Source organism: Gilliamella sp. B2785 (assembly GCF_026537005.1).
Lineage (GTDB): Bacteria > Pseudomonadota > Gammaproteobacteria > Enterobacterales > Orbaceae > Gilliamella > Gilliamella apicola_E.
The window spans coordinates 231,498-250,281 of the sequence record NZ_JAFNNC010000002.1; the positions used below are offsets into that span (position 1 = coordinate 231,498).

The window sequence follows — 18,784 nt, forward strand, 5'->3', positions numbered from 1 at the left end:
ACTCATATGATACTTTCTTACACCAATTGTATTAATTGGATAATCGCTTATTAAATTAATGATGAGAATAACAGTTGAAAAACATTCTTTTTAAGAATATTGATATGGAATCAATAAATCTTAATCTTATTCTGATAAAAAAATAGCGCCTCAAGTAGGCGCCATTTTAAGTTAGTATCAGTTAACTAAATTACATTGATTGTGTGAAAGTACGTGTAATAACGTCTTTTTGTTGTTCTTTAGTTAGTGAGTTGAAACGTACTGCATATCCAGAAACACGAATAGTTAATTGTGGATATTTTTCAGGGTGTTCCATCGCATCTAATAATGTTTCACGATTTAATACGTTAACATTTAAATGTTGACCACCTTCAATAGTAGCTTCGTGATGGAAGTAACCATCCATTAAACCAGCTAAGTTACGTTTACGAACATCATCATCTTTACCTAATGCATTAGGAACGATTGAGAAAGTATATGAAATACCATCTTTCGCATAAGCAAATGGTAGTTTAGCAACAGATGTTAATGAAGCAACCGCACCTTTTTGGTCACGTCCGTGCATTGGGTTAGCACCTGGTCCAAATGGCGCACCAGCACGACGACCGTCTGGAGTGTTACCTGTTTTCTTACCATATACAACGTTTGAAGTAATGGTTAATACAGATTGTGTAGGAATCGCATTACGATAAGTTTTAAGTTTTTGAATTTTCTTCATGAAACGTTCAACTAAATCAACTGCAATATCATCTACACGTGGATCGTTGTTACCGAATTGTGGATATTCACCTTCGATTTCAAAGTCCACTGCTAAACCATCTTCATCACGAATAGTTTTTACTTTTGCATATTTGATAGCTGATAATGAGTCAGCAGCAACAGATAGACCTGCAATACCACATGCCATTGTACGAATAATGTCACGATCATGTAGTGCCATTAATGATGCTTCGTAGCTGTATTTGTCATGCATATAGTGAATTGCATTTAGTGCAGTTACGTATTGTTTTGCTAACCAATCCATAAAGTGATCTAAACGAGCAAATACTTTGTCAAAATCAAGGTATTCGTCAGTGATTGGATCTTCTTTTGGTCCAACTTGCATTTTAAGTTTTTCATCCACACCGCCATTGATTGCGTATAGAAGAGTTTTAGCAAGGTTGGCACGCGCACCGAAGAATTGCATTTGTTTACCAACGATCATCGGGCTTACACAACATGCGATTGCATAGTCATCGTTATTGAAGTCAGGACGCATTAAATCATCATTTTCATATTGTAATGATGAGGTATCAATAGATACTTTAGATGCAAACTCTTTGAATCCACTTGGTAACTGTTCTGACCAAAGAATAGTCATGTTAGGCTCAGGTGATGGACCCATTGTATATAGTGTGTTTAAGAAACGGAATGAAGTTTTAGTAACTAAAGTACGTCCGTCAACACCCATACCTGCGATTGATTCAGTTGCCCAAATTGGGTCACCAGAGAATAATTCATCATATTCAGGCGTACGTAAGAAACGAACCATACGTAATTTCATAACGAAATGGTCAACAATTTCTTGAGCGTCTTTTTCAGTAATTAAACCTGCTTCAAGATCACGTTGGAAGTAAATATCAAAGAATGTAGAAGTACGACCAAGAGACATTGCCGCACCATTTTGAGATTTAACTGCAGCTAAGTAACCGAAATATGTCCATTGCACTGCTTCTTGAGCTGTTTTAGCTGGTCCAGAGATGTCGTAGCCATATTTAGCTGCCATTTCTTTGATTTGACCAAGAGCACGATGTTGTTCAGCGATTTCTTCACGACGTTGCATAGTCATTGCTAAATCAACACCATTTTCAAAATCAGCTTGTAATGAATTGAATTGAGCAAATTTATCTTGCATTAAGAAGTCGATACCGTAAAGTGCAACACGACGGTAATCACCAATGATACGACCACGGCCATAAGCATCAGGAAGACCAGTGATAACACCTGATTTACGACAACGAAGAATATCAGGAGTGTAAATATCGAAAACACCTTGGTTATGAGTTTTACGATACTCAGTAAAGATTTTTTTGACTAAAGGATCAAGAGTTCGGTTGTATGCTTTACATGAGTTCTCGATCATTTTGATACCACCAAACGGGATAATCGCACGTTTTAATGGTTTTTCAGTTTGTAAACCAACAATCTTCTCTAAATCTTTTTCGATATAACCTGCATCATGAGCAGTAATAGTAGAGATTACACTTGTATCAAAATCTACAGGAGCATGAGTAGCATTTTCAATTTTAATGCCTTCCATGACTTTATCCCATAATTTAGTTGTAGCATCTGTTGCGCCAGCTAAAAAAGATTCATCACCTTCATATGGTGTGTAATTTTTTTGAATGAAATCGCGAACATTGACATTACTTTGCCAATCACCCTCTTTAAATCCTTTCCAAGCCGTTGCTTGTACTTCGTTTAAATTACTCATAGTTATTAACCTCAGGTTTACAAAAATATCTATCTACTCTTACATAAGGGTAAATATTATAAAATCAATGTGGCTTACGAAGATGTAAAGCCCAATTAGGGATAGCGACTAACAAGCCTCCTAAAATATTCCCGATAGTAACAGGAATTAAATTATTTACAATAAAATGCTCAACGGTTAATGCCTTAAATGAATCAGGAGATATTCCAACAGTAGTCCAAAACTCAGGTGATGCAAAATTATTAATTACAATTCCCATAGGAATCATAAACATATTTGCAATACTATGTTCAAAACCACTTGCAACAAACATTGCTACAGGTAATACCATAATTAGCATTTTATCAAGTAGACTGCGACCAGCATAACTCATCCAAGCAGCTAAGCAAACCATTAAATTAGCTAATAAACCAAGAAATACAGCTTCGATGAAAGTATGATGTAATTTATGATCTGCGGTTTGTAATACATTCAATCCCCACAAACCATTGGCTACCATATATTGCCCAGAAAACCAAATAATTCCTACAAATAGTATAGCACCGATAAAGTTACCAATATAGACCAAAATCCAATTACGGAACATTTTTATCCAACTAATTTTATGTGTCATTTTAGGTAAAATGGTTAAAATAGTTGAAGTAAAAAGATCTGTTCCACAACATACAACAAGCATCAAACCTAACGAGAAGCAGATACCGCCAACTAATTTAGCCAAGCCAAAAGCAACGGTTGAAGTCCCTGTTGTAGCAGTAATATAGAAAACGAATGCGATAGAGATAAAAACACCAGCAAGGATAGCTGATACTATAGTACTAGTAGGGTTTTTATTTACTTTATAGTTGCCAAGTTCCTCGGCGATTTGGGTCATTTGCGCGGGAGAAAACGAGTCCACAAGCTTATCATTACTCAAGTTGACATCCTCAAAAAAACTATGCTTTTATGAGGCGCATAGTATACTACTAATTTAAGTCAGATCATCAATTTTTTAGTTAAAAAAAAACATTTTTTTTAACCAATTGTTTTTTTAGTTACTTTTCAATGTTTTTTTTCTGCACTTAAATAGTTAATATTTAAAGATAAACAATTATAAATCAATGTAATTATCAGTTAGAAATAAAAAATTCCGCCCTTTTCCTAATAAATCAGAAAAGGACGGAAATTAAGGTGGTTTAAAATTTGGATCTTACGATCCAAATTCATTTGTTATTGACTCTTTTCCTCTGAAACTGTGAAGTCAACTTTACTTGGTAAGCCTGGTGATACTCTCACTACTTTAGGATTACGCCCAATTACTTCATAGCCTTTCGGTAGTGATCTTGTATCTAATTTAAGAACAAAATTCGCACCTCGTTCCCAACGTCCACCAGATACACCGACTATGTGATAACGACCACTAGCATCAGTTGTAATAATTTCACCACGTACAGTAACTAGTTTTACACCACCTAAGCCTTCTTCACCTTCGTCCTGAACACCATTACCATTTTTATCAACATACACTTTTCCGAAGATTAGTGCATCATCAAATAATGGATCAGCAGTAACAGTTACTGTTGCCTGAGAAGTATTAGATACAACTTTTCCATTTATTGAATTAACTGCTACAGCTGTATTAGTGTATTCACCTTGAGTGACACCAGCACCAACAACAAGCATATAGGTAAAGGTTAATTCACCTTTTGGTTTTAATTGAATAAGTTGTGAATTTACTGTTCTTCCTCCAGTAGGATCTTCAACTTTTTTACCATTAAGGCGAGTGGAGCCTTTAACAAATTTAAAGCCTGCTGGTAAAACGTCTTTGATCTTAATAGTTGAAACGCGTGAACTATTATTCGTTATTTTAATAGAGTAAGGAACAATATCACCAACCGTTACCTTATCTTTTAATGCAATTTTAGCAATAGTTATATCAGCATCTGAACTACGATAACCTAATAAAATTCCATATGCTAAATTACTTGTTCCATCATTTACCATAACTGGTACAGTATGTTCACCACCTACACCATTAAAGTTTATTGTAGCCGGTGGGTTAGAGAGATTAATTAAATCATGCTCTACTAAATTACCACTAGCATCTCTATACTTATCAAATGATGGTATTAGATCATATAAAGGATTACCTCGACCTACACTAACAGTTCCATCATTATAATCGCCATAAAGAACACGGATAAAGTAACGTGCGCTTGTACTACGAGTAGTATCACTGATTAGATTACGGAAATTAAATTTACCATTGTCATTGCTGGTCGAAACAATTGGACGACCATTTCTATCCATTATATGGTTTTTATTACCATCTAATAAGTAAACTTTAACTCCAGATAAACCTTTATAACCAGATACTCCAGTTAAACCAGCACCTTGATTATCATCTAGAACTTTACCTTCGATAATACCACCATTGATATAACCAAAGTTTTGATCAGATAACTTACCTGTAATATTTATGACGGCAATATTCGCAGTTTGCGGTAATTTTAATTCACCACTTGCATTATGATGGGCATCATCAGGGTCAAAGCTAGCTTTTAGTGTTGATGGTACGCCAGCAATTTCAATACTCCATTTGCCCGGAATAAGATTAGCAACATCATAATCTATATCACCAGCAGCTAAATTACGTGTGAAGTTAATTGACGGATTATTCACATTTTTAAAGGTAATTGTTATTGGAGCATTAATAGCTGTATCTATTGAAGGATTATATTCTCCATCATCATTATTATCCAAGAACACTTTACCTTTAATGCCACTAATACCACTCCAAGCAAATGTAACGTTTTTAGCTTGATCTGTTGCACTAGCAAACTGATAGGTTTCTTCCATCAAGTTATCTGTTTTATTGATTGTTGCGGCAATATTACTATCAGTAAGCATAAAGCTACTAATGTAACTATTACTTCCCATACTAACTTTAACTTTATAACTAATACCAGAAGCTAAATTGTCAAATTGATATTTACCAAGCTCATCAATATTTGTTCCAGTAGTAGTTGCGGCTTTCTTATCAATTAAATTATCGTCTACAAATAACTCAACTTGATAATTTGGAATAAGAGAATCAATACCGATATCCCGAGATGAAATAGCATTACCATCTTGAGTATCAACATCAATTACAACTTGACCGCTAATACTTGCTTGTCCCTTTAATCCAAAATCAACATTTGTGACCAAATTAGAAGATGTTGCTTCAATTTTAATTCTTGTTCCATTTGTTATAGATGTTGAATTTGAACCTTGAGGCTGAATTACATAACTGTAACTATAACCTGCAACGGCTGTTGCGTTTACAGTTACATCCCATTGACCTTCAGCTATATTATTAATTTCATATTGACCATTAGGATCACTAATTGCAGTTAATACTATATTATGATCATTAACATCTCTTGCCTCAACGGTAACTCCCGCTAAAGTTGTATCGTATGTTTGATGCACACCTTTTCCAGAAACATCTTTATAAATAGTTCCTTTCAAGGTTTTTTGGCTCTTATAACCATAGTCAATCTGAGCAAGATCTTGAGTAGCAGATGTTAATGCTAATGTATCATGATTAATTGCAGACCCACCATTTATCATAGCTGGACTGAAACTGATTTGATAGCCAGCTCCAGTCAAGTTACTATCATTAACAGTCAATTCATAATCATTATATGCGGTAAGGTTTTCAAACTTATAACTACCGTCACTTCCTGTAGTTGTTGAAATAGCCGTTGTACCGTTTAAACCATTTGCTTTAAGGGTAACCTCTACACCGCTTAATGGTCTATCAATTGATGCTGCATGATAATTTAAACCGACATTATCATTTACATCCACGTCAACAACAACTTTACCTGATATTTTTGCACTACCTTTCAAACCGAAATTAATATTTTTTCCTACCGTATCATTTGACGCGATTATTATTTTCAATTCGCCAGGGTTAACTTCGCTAATAGTTGCATTACCTACGGCAGCATCAAAATAACTATAATTCCAACCTGACGGTGAATTTGAAATTTTAATTATCCAAGTACCAGCAATCAGATTGTTTAGTGAATAACTACCATCTGCAAGAGAAACTGCATTAATAGTTAAATTATTACTTTGATTAACTGCGGTAATTCCAACACCTGCTAGCGGAGGATAGTTAGTATTATGCTGACCATTACCCATAATGTCTTGATAGATATGTCCACTTATACCTAAATTAGATTTATAACCAAAGTCATTCCTATCTGATTGCGCAGCATCGCCTGAAATAGAAATTGTCGCAATATCCGAAGCAGTATTTGCTGATGCTTGACCAGAAGGACTAAAGCTAATGACATAACCATTTAATTTATTAGATGGGTCAGTCACTCTAATTCGGTAGCTACCATTAGCTAAATTATCAAAAGTAAATTCACCATCACTATTCGATACCGCTTCCTTATAAATAACGGTATCACTATTTGGGTCTATCAATTTTATGGTTAAACCATCGACACCAGTATCGAATGATGACAATTGCTCATCCGCATCATTATCAAACACGACTTTACCAGTAATCTTAGCTTGGCCTTTCATACCTAAATCAAGTTTGATCTCATTGCCAGTATTTGAATCTACTTCATAAGTGATACTATTATTATTGACAGCAGTTGGGGTTACCACTTTTTCAACAAAATAACTATAGGTTAAATCAGTTCGTGTCGGATGAGAGACAGATACTGTCCATTTACCTTCAGTAATATTATTGAAGGTAAATTCACCGTTACTTCCTACAGTTTTAGTATGAGTTACATGCTTATTGTTACTCAATTCGCCTTCAACTTTAACTACCGCCCCATCTAGTTTTGGATTAAATGTTTTTTCAGACTCATTCCCACCGATATCTAAATAAACATTCCCTGATAATTTACGATCAAACTGATACCCAAACACTCTTGTATTTGGATTTGCTTCAAAACTTGTATCATTTGGTCCATTTACATTAAAAGTTGCTGTCTCAGATACAGGTGATGGATTTCCAGGACTAAAGACTAATTTATAATTAGAATCACTCACATTACTACTTATTTCATAATTATAAGCGCTCAATCCTGTTATTTCGAAAAGACCAGTTGATGCATCAACAGTAAATTCTTTTGTTTTAAATCCAGCTTTATTAGTTGCCGAAGTTAGTGTTATTTTCGGCGTTATAGGAGTAGCTAGCTGACCAAAGCTTATATCGTTAGAACTATAAACTCCATCACTATCACGATCAATAACGACATAACCGGTAATCTTACTATTACCTCGATAACCAATACCAATGTTATCAACAACATTTTGATCAGCTGTCACTTCAACTTCTAACGATAAATTATTACTTTGTTGTATTGGAACAACATTATTTCCAATAGTCGTATAATTTAGAACATAACTATTCCAATCAGTTATTGTTTGTGAAGATGCTGTTGAAATAGCCCATGTTCCTACCGGAATATTATCAAATACAAAGTTACCATTTGGATCAGTTGTTGCTTCAAATGGAGTTTGTCCACCACTGAAATTTGAACTTGATACTTTCGTTAGAACCAGTTTAACACCTGCAAAACTAGTGTCTACACCGGTTCTATCTTTGCTATCATCAACATCAATAACAACTTGACCTGATACTCGTCCAGTATATTTGAAAGCTGTACTGCTATTAAAATCATTATCAGTTAAAGGTTCAAAATTGAATGTATTAGTATTATTCGGTATATCAGTCGCTGGTACTAATACAGTCGAATTAGGCGTACTAACCTTAATTTGATAATTATAATCTTTTGGTAATTTATCAAACAAATATTGCCCATTTTTCGATGCATTACCATTCAATGCAATGTTAGCCGTTTTTGTCTTGTTAAGCGTCTTAAAAGTATCTGTATTTGGTTCTTGATAAGATAATTCAACCTCAACATTATTAGTCAGTTTTTGATCAGTTTTAATCTTATCACTATTATTATCTATCCAAACATCACCACCTAGTTGTAGTTTACCTAAAACTACATAGTGATTATCTAATGATCCCTCTTCTTTCAATGCTTTTACAGGAATAACAATATCTTGCGCTCTATTACCTGCTTTACTGAATTTAAAGTCATAGCCCGGAAGAGTGTTCATTTCAATTTTAACTGAGTAATCAACATCATTTCCATATAAAAGATCTGCAAAATGATAGTGCCCATTGGTTGTCAATTGTGTCATTAACAACTGACCTGTACCATTTAAACCATCATAAAGCTTAACTGTTACTTGGTTTGAACTATTGATTAAATGTGCATACTCATTCAATCGACTTGTATCAGTATTAGTATCATTTAAATCGACATAAATATCACCTTGGATACCATCATGGCTTGCTTTGCTATAGAAGAAGGTTTTATCCGTTACCCCTGAATTAGTAATAGCAATACCTGAAATAGTATCAATTGGTTGAGTAGTGCTCACACTATTTCGAACAACAACATAATATGCTGGTGGATGTTTCACGTTAACTTTATAATTTCCACTCGGTAAATTATAGAAATGATATTCACCATTCTCATCGCTATTTTGACGAGCCATCTCTTTACCGTTTTCATCAATCAAACTCAATAAAACATTTTTCAATGGTTTATAGTTTGTAGGATCTGGATCATCAATTAATGTTTTACCAGAAATACCACTATTTATTGCTGTAGGGCTAGTAATCCCTGCTGAAGGATTAGGGTTCGTCCCTCCAGCTAACAAGAAGTATTTACTTTGTTGGTTTTGCCTTCCCGAACTAAAGCTAATTGGCGATAAAACTGTATTGGTATTTTTATCAGCATTAGAAATAACACCATACCCACTAGGAGGCACAATTTGAACAACATAAGTATCATTAAGTTGATTTTTATCTAAATCAAAACTATAAACCCCAATTTGATTAGTTTTTATCGTCTTAAATGGACTACCAGTTGCCGTAGGTCCCTTATATAAATTTATAGTAACATTTTGTACTGGCACATCACCTGTTTTATCGAAATTAATATCTGCTTCACCATTATTATTAATATCAATTAACACATAACCATAAATAGAGGAATCACCTTCTTTTTTATAAAGAAAATCTAACGCCCCATTTGGTACAGTTGGATTGCTTTGTGTAATTTTAATATTAGAAATTGTGTCAGATAAACTTTTCAATTCATAACGACTTGTATCTAATCCTTCAGCTGTGACTTTAACTTTATAGTCATCATATAACAGGTTTGTAAATTTATAATTACCATTACCATCTGTCATTGTATATGAGTAAACATTATTAGAACCATTACGATATAACTCTACTCGAACCCCTGTCATTGGCACGTCACCATTATTAGGTTCAAAAATACCATTGTTATCATAATCGTAATAAAGTTTTCCACCAATTTCAGTGGTTTCTCTTAATCTTAGTAACCAATATTGATCTGGAGTACCATTTTGCAATAGTTCTACCTGCATATACTCCAAACCATTTTGTACTTTATTCGGTAAATAGCTGCCTTTCGTTTGACCACTATTACCTACTATTTCGAATGCATTATCCAACCCTTTTAGTTTTAACATCATGTTGGAAATATATAATTTATTTATCAACCTTGCATTTGTCTTGTTATAGACAAATCTAGCGTTGTCTTTTACTCCCTTATCTATAAAATCTGGTGTATTGAATAATGATTCAAAACTTCCACTGTAATGATTTTTATAAAGACGAGGAGTAAATACCCCTTCAACAGTTATTTTGGAAGGATTATACCTTTCGAGTTCTTCTTTAGTTAACAAAATTGACTGATCATTCTTAACATTTGAACCAGTAACATCCAGATAGATATTACCTGAAACAGCTTCAGTTAACGCTTCTGGAGCTGTATTTGCTTGCATAAACCACTGTTTATCAGCTTGCATTCCATTAGCTAAAGATCCATCAGCTTGAACTTCAAACTGCAATGTACCAGGTTCAGTCGCAGGATCTTGATCGGCTATATCAATATAATCATCAGTGCTAGTCTTATGCACAATTTTATATTTACCTTTCGGTAAAGATTTTAAATCGAATGCATGATAATAATCACCAATATCTGCCCAATATTCATAATGATCTGTATCCCAATAATAGAGAGCAAAATTTCCTTTACCGACTTCAATTGTTTGCTCGCCTGCATATTGAGTGTCACCATTTATATCATTAATTGGTGCACCAGAAATAGTACCTTTACCTTGCATAAGGAAGTTTTTAGTAATAGGCGCATCAAGTGTTGTAAATTTAACTCTGTAAAATGGATATAAATTCTCACTAGCGTTTGTAACTGTTTTTATTCCATCATATTTTACCTTAATCATATAATCTGTATTAGGAGTTACATTATTAAGTTGCCCATTAAATGTGTAGTCACCTTTACCATCTGTGATTTGCTTATCAAGAAAGTTTATACCATTTTCCGTACAATCGCTTTCATTACCATCACGGCAAAGTAGAACTGTTGCATATTTCAATGGCAAATCATTAGAGTTATAAAGTTGTCCTGTTTGGATCTTACTGTCAGCTAACCATGTATCAAGGTATACTGTACCTCGGATAACATAATCATCGACTCTCAACTTATACCAAAAATTGGTATTAGTATTAAATACTCTACCGCCATTAACTGATAATTCAATTTGTGATATGGTTTTTTTGTTATTACCTGGATCTATACTAAACCCTTTATTTTGGTCATTATTTTCAAAAACTAGATCCCCGTCTTTGATATTACTAGCCAAACCATATGTCTGTTTAGCCGTAATTCGATAATCACCATTCGGTAAATTAGTAAATTCATATTTGCCATTTTCATCAGTAGAAAAGTTAGTAAATTCGACCCATTCACCGTCAACTTTCCTATCCAAAACAACTCGATTATATTTAATAGCTGTATCATTATTAGGAACATAACTACCTAAAACACCTGGATGACTATTATTTAAATAAACATAACCTGAAATAGTATTTTTCTGTTTAGGTACAAAAATAAGTCTATCGTCCCAAACTCTACCAGGGGTTAGCATCACCGTGAAATTCTGTAATGATGTAGGTTTTTCCAGAAGATTAGTATCATAATCTTCAACCGTATAATTAAATAATCCACAACGGTCAATATAATAATTCTGAAGGTCTCTTAAACCATAATACCCTGGTCTTTTATAAGTTACTTCAAGTTTATTATTTTTAGAGTCAGTTGCTTGGGTAACGCCATCTTCTTCATAAAATACTATCTTAGTATAGGTACTGGCTGAATTTGCCTCCAATCCATTGTAAGTTGTACTCCAACTCCAATGTCCTCCAGCTGTTTCTAAGTAGTTAACAACCATTAAATTACCCAAAGCTTCTTGCACTGGTGAATACCAGAAGTTTTGATATCCTTTCTTAGTATTTAAATTAGGAATAATGATTTCTTTTCCAGCAATATTATCTTTTGTATTGTTGCTTAATGTGACTTTACCTTTATGGCTACTTCTTGAATTTGGTGAAGTACTCGTTGATTTCCCATCAGTATCATTGATGAAATAGAATTTAGTCTGATCAATACCAGATTCAGTCAACAGAACTTTGTAATCTTTACCTTTAGTAAGACCTATAAATTGGTAGAATCCTGTTGTACCATTCGTTTTTGTAGTGGAAATTTTTTTCCATTCTGAACCAGTATGTTGATAAAGTGCAACTTTTGTTGACATTCCTCGGCTACCAACCGAAGTATCATAAATATTATTATCCGATTTGCCTGAATCGGGACCGCTGCTAAGATATTGTTGTGGTCCGATAACAAAAACATTACCTGATATACTAGATAGTGTTGTATCATTTGGGTCAATCTGGAATAAGAAATCAGGACCTGTTGGATTACCTATCTCATCAGGTATTTTAGCTTTCTTTCTCAGATCGCTTGGTAAATATTTAAATGGAGGTGCAGGAACATTTGATACTACAATATCATAACTTGCTACAGCTAAATCACTGAAACCATAAAAACCATCTTCTCCCGTAGTAACTGGATTTGTACCCATAACAGGGATAGTAGTATTCTCATAATAAATATCAACTCTTATTCCTTCTAATCCTGGATCGCTACCGACAGTGTAAAGTCCATCATTATCCATATCAAACGCAATGATACCATCTAGCTTATTCGGATTTCGCTTTTTGAGATTAAAAGAGCCACTTTGTTCAGCGCCTTTCATTGCAAATTTAATTTTATCATCATAGGTATTATTACCATTTGGTAAAGTAACATCCCACAATTTATACTTTAAACGCTTTAAAAAAATATCAACTTCAGCATCAAAGTAAACAGTATATTCATCATTCAATAATGTGTTTTTTATCTCAACCTCACCATTAGAATTAGTATCTAATACTATTACATTTTTTGTTGATGTATTAAGCAATTTAACTGGAAGATCATTAATCCCCTGATTATTATAATCTTTAACTTTAAGGTGAACAGTTCCACCATTACCTTTTAAAAATAGATTTTGACCCAATTCACCAGTCATACCACTGACTGAAACTGACTTGGAAACACTTTCATTATTTGTTGTTTTCACTTCAACATTATAAGAACCTAATGAAGATACATCAAATTCATAAGCTCCATCTTCATCAGTGTTTACGCTAGCAATTTTCGCACCTGTATAATCTTTTAGTTCAACAGGTAAGTTTTTTAATGGGAAGTTGACATTATTAGAGTTACCATCATAATCCAGAAAGACTTTACCTGAAATCGGTATCGCATTTGCTACCGATAGAGCCATAAACGAAATAAAAAATGAGAACAACACTAAATTAAAGTGTTTTATTATCGCTTTATAATTAAAAACTTTTATTAATGATCTTCTTTTAGATTTTGTGTTATGCTCAGTTCGCATTATCTTTTCTCCTGATATGCGTAAATTCTTTTTAACGTTTTCGACTTTTTGATCTGATTTCACTTGCATTTGTAAATGCGGTTGACCATTTTTAACTTTTTGCCAACTGTTCATTAGAAACTCCCCACGACATTTACAAACCAACCATGTGAACGGTAGTTCAGGTGCGTTAAGTTATCGTTATAATCAGTGAAGTTGTAACCTACACCCATCTTGATATTGTCACCAACATTGCGATAAACACTGGTGACTAAACCATCTTTATGGTCATCGGCTAAGCTTGTGCGTAATGTTCTTCCTTCTACCTGATATTCCCAATCGCCAAGTTTGTAATTGACTCTTAAGGCATATAAGTCTGCGCCTGATGAGTACCAATTACTTTCGCCTTTGTAACGTAAATGCCCTTGACGGTGCGCCGCTTTAAACGCCGTCTCCCAATTTGCATTCCATTCATAAACCCCTTCTAGCGACCACACCCAGCTCTTCTGATCATATAAGCTTGATGTGTAACTTTTACTGCCGGATGAGGTAGAGTTTGCGATTAGCTGATCGTCAGGATCTAATCCATATACATAGGTCAGTTTTCCAAATAGATTTAGGTTATTAATAGCTTGTGGCCGATAAGCAAAACCAACCATTGATTCAGTATAATTGCTTACAACCTTATCATCGCGTTCACCTAATGTTTTAGCAAAATCAAACTGAGTAAGCCAACTTAAGTTTTCACTTACGATAGTTTTAGCACGGTTTGTTGTGACCCATTGTTTGATACGCTCACTCGCTTCATCTATACGATATTCAAGGCGATTACGCATCTGAAATTTTTCATTTTTAAAGCCATAACCTACTGCATATACATCTCGGCGAGTTTCATCATTTCCTGTCAAACTGGTACTATTTCGATTACGGTTATTTACTCGACCTATAGAGTAAGACCCTTCGACATATTGCGCTTCGGTTGGTTTATAATTGACACCATAGATATCTGAAGTAGTGTGATCGATTTTGCTGGTTTTAAATTGACGCTCAGAATATAACTCCATTTTACTTGTCGCATTGGTTTTTCCACCAAAAACAGTAGTTATTCCACGACCAGAAGTTGAATCGACATCATTTAATAATTTGGTGTATAAACTGGTTCGTTCATTAACATCCCAGCTACCTTGTACACCACCCCCTGCGCCTCGGTTAGAACCAAAAACTTCAGCACCGATATTGATGCTTTCTGTCACTTGCGAGTTATAACCTAGCGTCGTGCGGTTATCATCGGCAACATCACCTGATTTATTTAAGGTTAATTGTTGGATGATATAACCTTTATCTCGGCCATCAAAGAATGAACGTTCTAATTTTGCCGCTACTAATGTTTCTTTAGTTGAATCACTACCATAATTATGATCATTTCGTTGTTGGAGCTCTAAAGCGGTTTTATATAATTCACCTAAGGCAGTGTAGTATTGTGCGCGAGTAATTCGTTCAACGTAATTTGCTTTATCTTTTTCTTGACTATGACCAACCAATACACCTTTTTTATCTGGTTCAAAGTCATAACGCAATTCACCGCCCCATTCTTCTAAATCACTACTACGTGCTTTAGCAAAAGATGAAAAACCTTCTTGTTGCATCGAGTAATAGCCTTTGAAACTTAGTGGAACATCTTTTTCGGTAAAATCATTAAAATCGATTTTTTGTTCTATTTTCCAAGCAGCTCCACGAGTATCACCTGATAGCACAGTTTCAGTAAATGATAGACCACCATTGCTCGATACAAATATATCGTTCATTTTCGCTTTGGTTTTGGCGTATTCTAATTGAGTATGTGTTCCTTGCGTTGGTCTTACAATTAAATCCACACCTTTCAATTCATAATTATCACCACTAGCCTGATCTTCACTTAGGTAAGTTCCCCCAATTCGTAGATAATCGTTTAACCAGTGATAAGCTCTTCCACCAAAAACTTTCTGACCTTCAAGATCAAATCCATCAGAGTAATATTCATATTCAGCAATAATCCAAACTGGATCACCACCCACTAAGTTTCCACCTTCGATAATGGAACTACCCGAGCCACCACTGGAGGTCATTGGTAATGGTTTAGTTAGTATTATACGACCTTGGAATTGGTTAACTTCATAATCCACACCTTCGGTTAAAGTACTGGTAGTTAATACTCGTCCAGTGTTACGATCGCGTACTTCGACCGAAAGTTTTAAACTACCTTGAGTTACACGTTGATGTTTCAAAAAGTATAAGCTACCACCAGTTGAGGCTAATTCATTATGACTACCTCGTGTTTCACCATTTGATAAAAATATGGTAGCTAATGTACGAGTATCGCCATATTTTGTCGTCTGCTCACTTTCATGGTAAAGCTTAGCACCGTATAGACTTCGGTTAAAATTTGCAAATTCATTGCCAGTAATTTGGGTATTATAATTACCCCATAACCCGTAATTTTTGCCTTTCTCTAACTTAACATAGAACTTACCTTCGGTATCAACATCACTTTCAGTAGTTGAGTCATCACCATAAATTGGATAATAAGCTTGAGGATCGATTTCTCGAACAAAACGCGTTGGGTCCTTTTCACCTAAATGACCAAATGCATTTTTTAATTTGGTTTCGGTGGTATCTAAATGAGCTGTTAAGCGATAATCTTCTTTATTGGCTTTTAAATAAAATGCAACTCGACCATCCCAACTACCTTTACCACTATAATGATGGCTATCAGCATCTTCTACTATTGATTGGCCTTCACCGCTAACATTATTTTGTGCATATGTGACATCAACAATACCAACATAAAAAATATCATTTTCTTTTTGAACAACTAATTTTTCGTTTTGTGAATGAGTTTGACCAAATTCATCTTTCCAAGTTAAATCGAACTGATATTCTCCTGGCGATAAAATCATCTCTCGCATGGCACGACCACTATTATCCACAACCAATCGTTCACCATTTAACATCACATCTTTTTTATCTTTTAGTCCCGCCATTTGAATGACAACTTTACGATCCTGCGCACCACTGACAATGCCTTGATGATCGATCCGACTTTCTCCAAAACCAGGAATAGTACTATCTGATTTTAATTTACCAAAGGTCAAGTTAGTGGCTGGTGAGGAAGAAATATTGGATTTGCTATATGAAATAAATTCACTCTCTTGTTTTATACCATGGCCTAATGTACTAAAGTTAACGGCATGAACGTTATCTTTTAAGCCGTCATGACTAGTCGTGGTTAAAATCGCTTTATAATCACTATCAATTGACAATGGTTCTCCATTGTCGGTATCACCTTGCCACAATAACGCTTCATATGGGCTAATTTCATTAAACTTCAATGTTTTTATTGGATGTTGGTTATCGACATCAGACTGGCGATAAATAGTGATTTGATATTCTGCTATTTTGCTCGGATAGTTGGTATAGACATAAAGCCCCATTGGGGTATTGAATAAACCTTGTGATGTTAATTTAAGCTTCGGATTATAGATACTTAAATTTAGTTTTTCCGCTGAATTAAATTCATCGCGAATAATATTTAATTTTGGTACGGTCTCTGTACCCGCATAAACACTATTTGAACCAAGTAAAAATGCAGCACTTATACTTAGATAAGAAATGTTACGGAAACGATTAAATTTGACCATGAACTATTATTTCCTTTCACTTAAATACATCTTGTTGTTATAAAAATAGAGCTGAAGAAATTTCAAAATTAAAGAAATGAAAATTTTCTATATATTTATTTACAAACATATAATTATTAAAAATTTATTATAAAAATTTTGATATATTCTAGATTTGACCTTGATAGCCAGCAACTTCATATTTGATAAGAGTTGTAAGCCAAAAAAATGTTATAAAACAAATTATTAAACGTCATACATAACTCTTGAAGTAAGCTTTTTTAAAGAAATGAAAGGGAAAGGTTAAAATATTAAATTTTGCATAAGAAATATAATGTTTTTTAAAAGGACCATCACAATATTACATTATTAAAAATAATGTGATAGTCCTATAAAAAATAGATACTTTTATTTATTATCTAGAATTCTACTAACTTTGATAAGGTAATTTCGTGACTCTTGAGAAACATGTGAAGTCACTAATTTCCGATAAACTTGTTGAGGTGTCATCGAGTTAATTATATTGATCGCCTCATTTCGGTCATCAGAAAAAGTACGTAATACACTTCCTGCTCCACCATTATAAGAGGTGATCATTGCATATCGTAGTGATATTGGATTATTTATACCTGCTAAATACTTAGTTTTTAGTAAAGATAAATAAGCAGTTCCCATATCAACATTATTACGAGGGTCAAGTAAAAACTGACGGCTCGGTTCACCAGGTTTACCCCGCAACTTGAAGATGTCTCGACCAGCAGTGTGTTGCTGTACTTGCATTAATCCTAATGCATCTGTACGACTTACCGCAAATGGGTTAAATGCTGATTCAACTTCCATAATAGCTAAAATCAATCGTTCATCAATAAAGTAACGATTTGACGCTTCAGTCACTAAAGGTAAGAATTTTCTTGCACGTTGATTAATATGGTTTGGAACAAGTTTGATTTCAACATAAGTGATTTTATGAGCTCCAGAAGAACGTACTTTTAAATTATTGGCAAGCAAATAATCGGCAAAGCTATTTGCCCTACCACTCCAACGAATTGGTTGTCTTTCTTGATCAAGAACCTGATTATATAAAAAAGGTTCTTGTGATAAATCCTGACTTATTTTATCTCGCCTGATAATATCAACAGGTTCTGGCATAAGTAATGTTGATACAATTGCGTCCTTCAAATTATTGATTGGTGTATCAGATAAAGTTTCAATGGTAATTATCCCAGAAACAAAATTGATATGAACTCGTGTTTGTAGATTATCTTCATATTGAACATAATCTTTAGGACCAGCAATAAGAACCTCTTTAGGTCCCCAGATTTGTTCTATATTATTAGCGTACTGACTTATTAAAATATTAAATGCATTAGTATCTTTTATATAATAGTCTTCATCAGTTTTTTTGTTATTTGAGCCAGGACAGGCTGTTAATAAACTTACTGAAATGAGTAATGTAAGAATTTTAAAATTATTTTTCATTGTAATCTCTCAATTTTCAGGTTTATATCCATCAATAACCACGTCTTCACCTTCAAACAAAAACTTTATCATTTCGGTTTCAATTTTTTTACGATGTTCTAAATTCATCATATTAAGCTTATTTTCATTAATTAACATTGTTTGCTTCTTAAGCCATTCTTGCCATGCTATTTTAGAAATTTCATTATAAATACGCTTGCCTAGCTCTCCTGGGTAAAGCTGAAAATCTAGACCTTCGGATTCTTTTTTTAAATAATGGCAATAAATAATACGACTCATATTT

6 protein-coding genes are annotated in these 18,784 nt (G+C 34.0%); all 6 read right to left on the reverse strand.

Annotation, left to right across the window (positions count from 1 at the left end; genetic code table 11):
* Positions 1-190: 190 nt before the first annotated feature.
* The 6 genes from pflB to J3U24_RS03360 all read right to left on the reverse strand — a co-directional run bounded on the left by pflB (position 191) and on the right by J3U24_RS03360 (position 18,780).
* Positions 191-2,473 carry a formate C-acetyltransferase gene (pflB, locus tag J3U24_RS03335; RefSeq protein ID WP_267336726.1) on the reverse strand — a complete coding sequence of 761 codons (2,283 nt, stop codon included), beginning with the start codon at positions 2,471-2,473 and terminating at the stop codon, positions 191-193.
* Between the two features lie 64 nt (positions 2,474-2,537).
* The gene (gene focA, locus J3U24_RS03340) at positions 2,538-3,386 is read right to left on the reverse strand and encodes a formate transporter FocA (protein ID WP_218058385.1); all 849 of its coding nucleotides are present in this window, start codon (positions 3,384-3,386) and stop codon (positions 2,538-2,540) included.
* A gap of 293 nt (positions 3,387-3,679) precedes the next feature.
* Positions 3,680-13,501 carry an SdrD B-like domain-containing protein gene (locus J3U24_RS03345; protein WP_267336725.1) on the reverse strand — a complete coding sequence of 3,274 codons (9,822 nt, stop codon included), beginning with the start codon at positions 13,499-13,501 and terminating at the stop codon, positions 3,680-3,682.
* A complete protein-coding gene (locus tag J3U24_RS03350; RefSeq protein ID WP_267336724.1) occupies positions 13,501-17,043 on the reverse strand; it encodes a hypothetical protein in 3,543 nt (1,180 codons plus the stop codon). The genes J3U24_RS03345 and J3U24_RS03350 overlap by 1 nt, the downstream gene beginning before the upstream one ends.
* A 387-nt stretch (positions 17,044-17,430) precedes the next feature.
* A complete protein-coding gene (gene mltC / locus J3U24_RS03355) occupies positions 17,431-18,501 on the reverse strand; it encodes a membrane-bound lytic murein transglycosylase MltC (RefSeq protein ID WP_065562304.1) in 1,071 nt (356 codons plus the stop codon).
* A 9-nt stretch (positions 18,502-18,510) separates the two neighbouring features.
* Positions 18,511-18,780, reverse strand: coding sequence for an oxidative damage protection protein (locus tag J3U24_RS03360; RefSeq protein ID WP_065562305.1), 270 nt, complete (start codon positions 18,778-18,780; stop codon positions 18,511-18,513).
* Positions 18,781-18,784: the final 4 nt, after the last annotated feature.

Excerpts from the sequence above, each read along its gene's own strand:
- J3U24_RS03350 (WP_267336724.1), bottom strand. The coding sequence starts at position 17,043 with ATGGTCAAATTTAATCGTTTCCGTAACATTTCTTATCTAAGTATAAGT.
- J3U24_RS03345 (WP_267336725.1), bottom strand. The coding sequence starts at position 13,501 with ATGAACAGTTGGCAAAAAGTTAAAAATGGTCAACCGCATTTACAAATG.
- mltC (WP_065562304.1), bottom strand. The coding sequence starts at position 18,501 with ATGAAAAATAATTTTAAAATTCTTACATTACTCATTTCAGTAAGTTTA.
- J3U24_RS03360 (WP_065562305.1), bottom strand. The coding sequence starts at position 18,780 with ATGAGTCGTATTATTTATTGCCATTATTTAAAAAAAGAATCCGAAGGT.
- pflB (WP_267336726.1), bottom strand. The coding sequence starts at position 2,473 with ATGAGTAATTTAAACGAAGTACAAGCAACGGCTTGGAAAGGATTTAAA.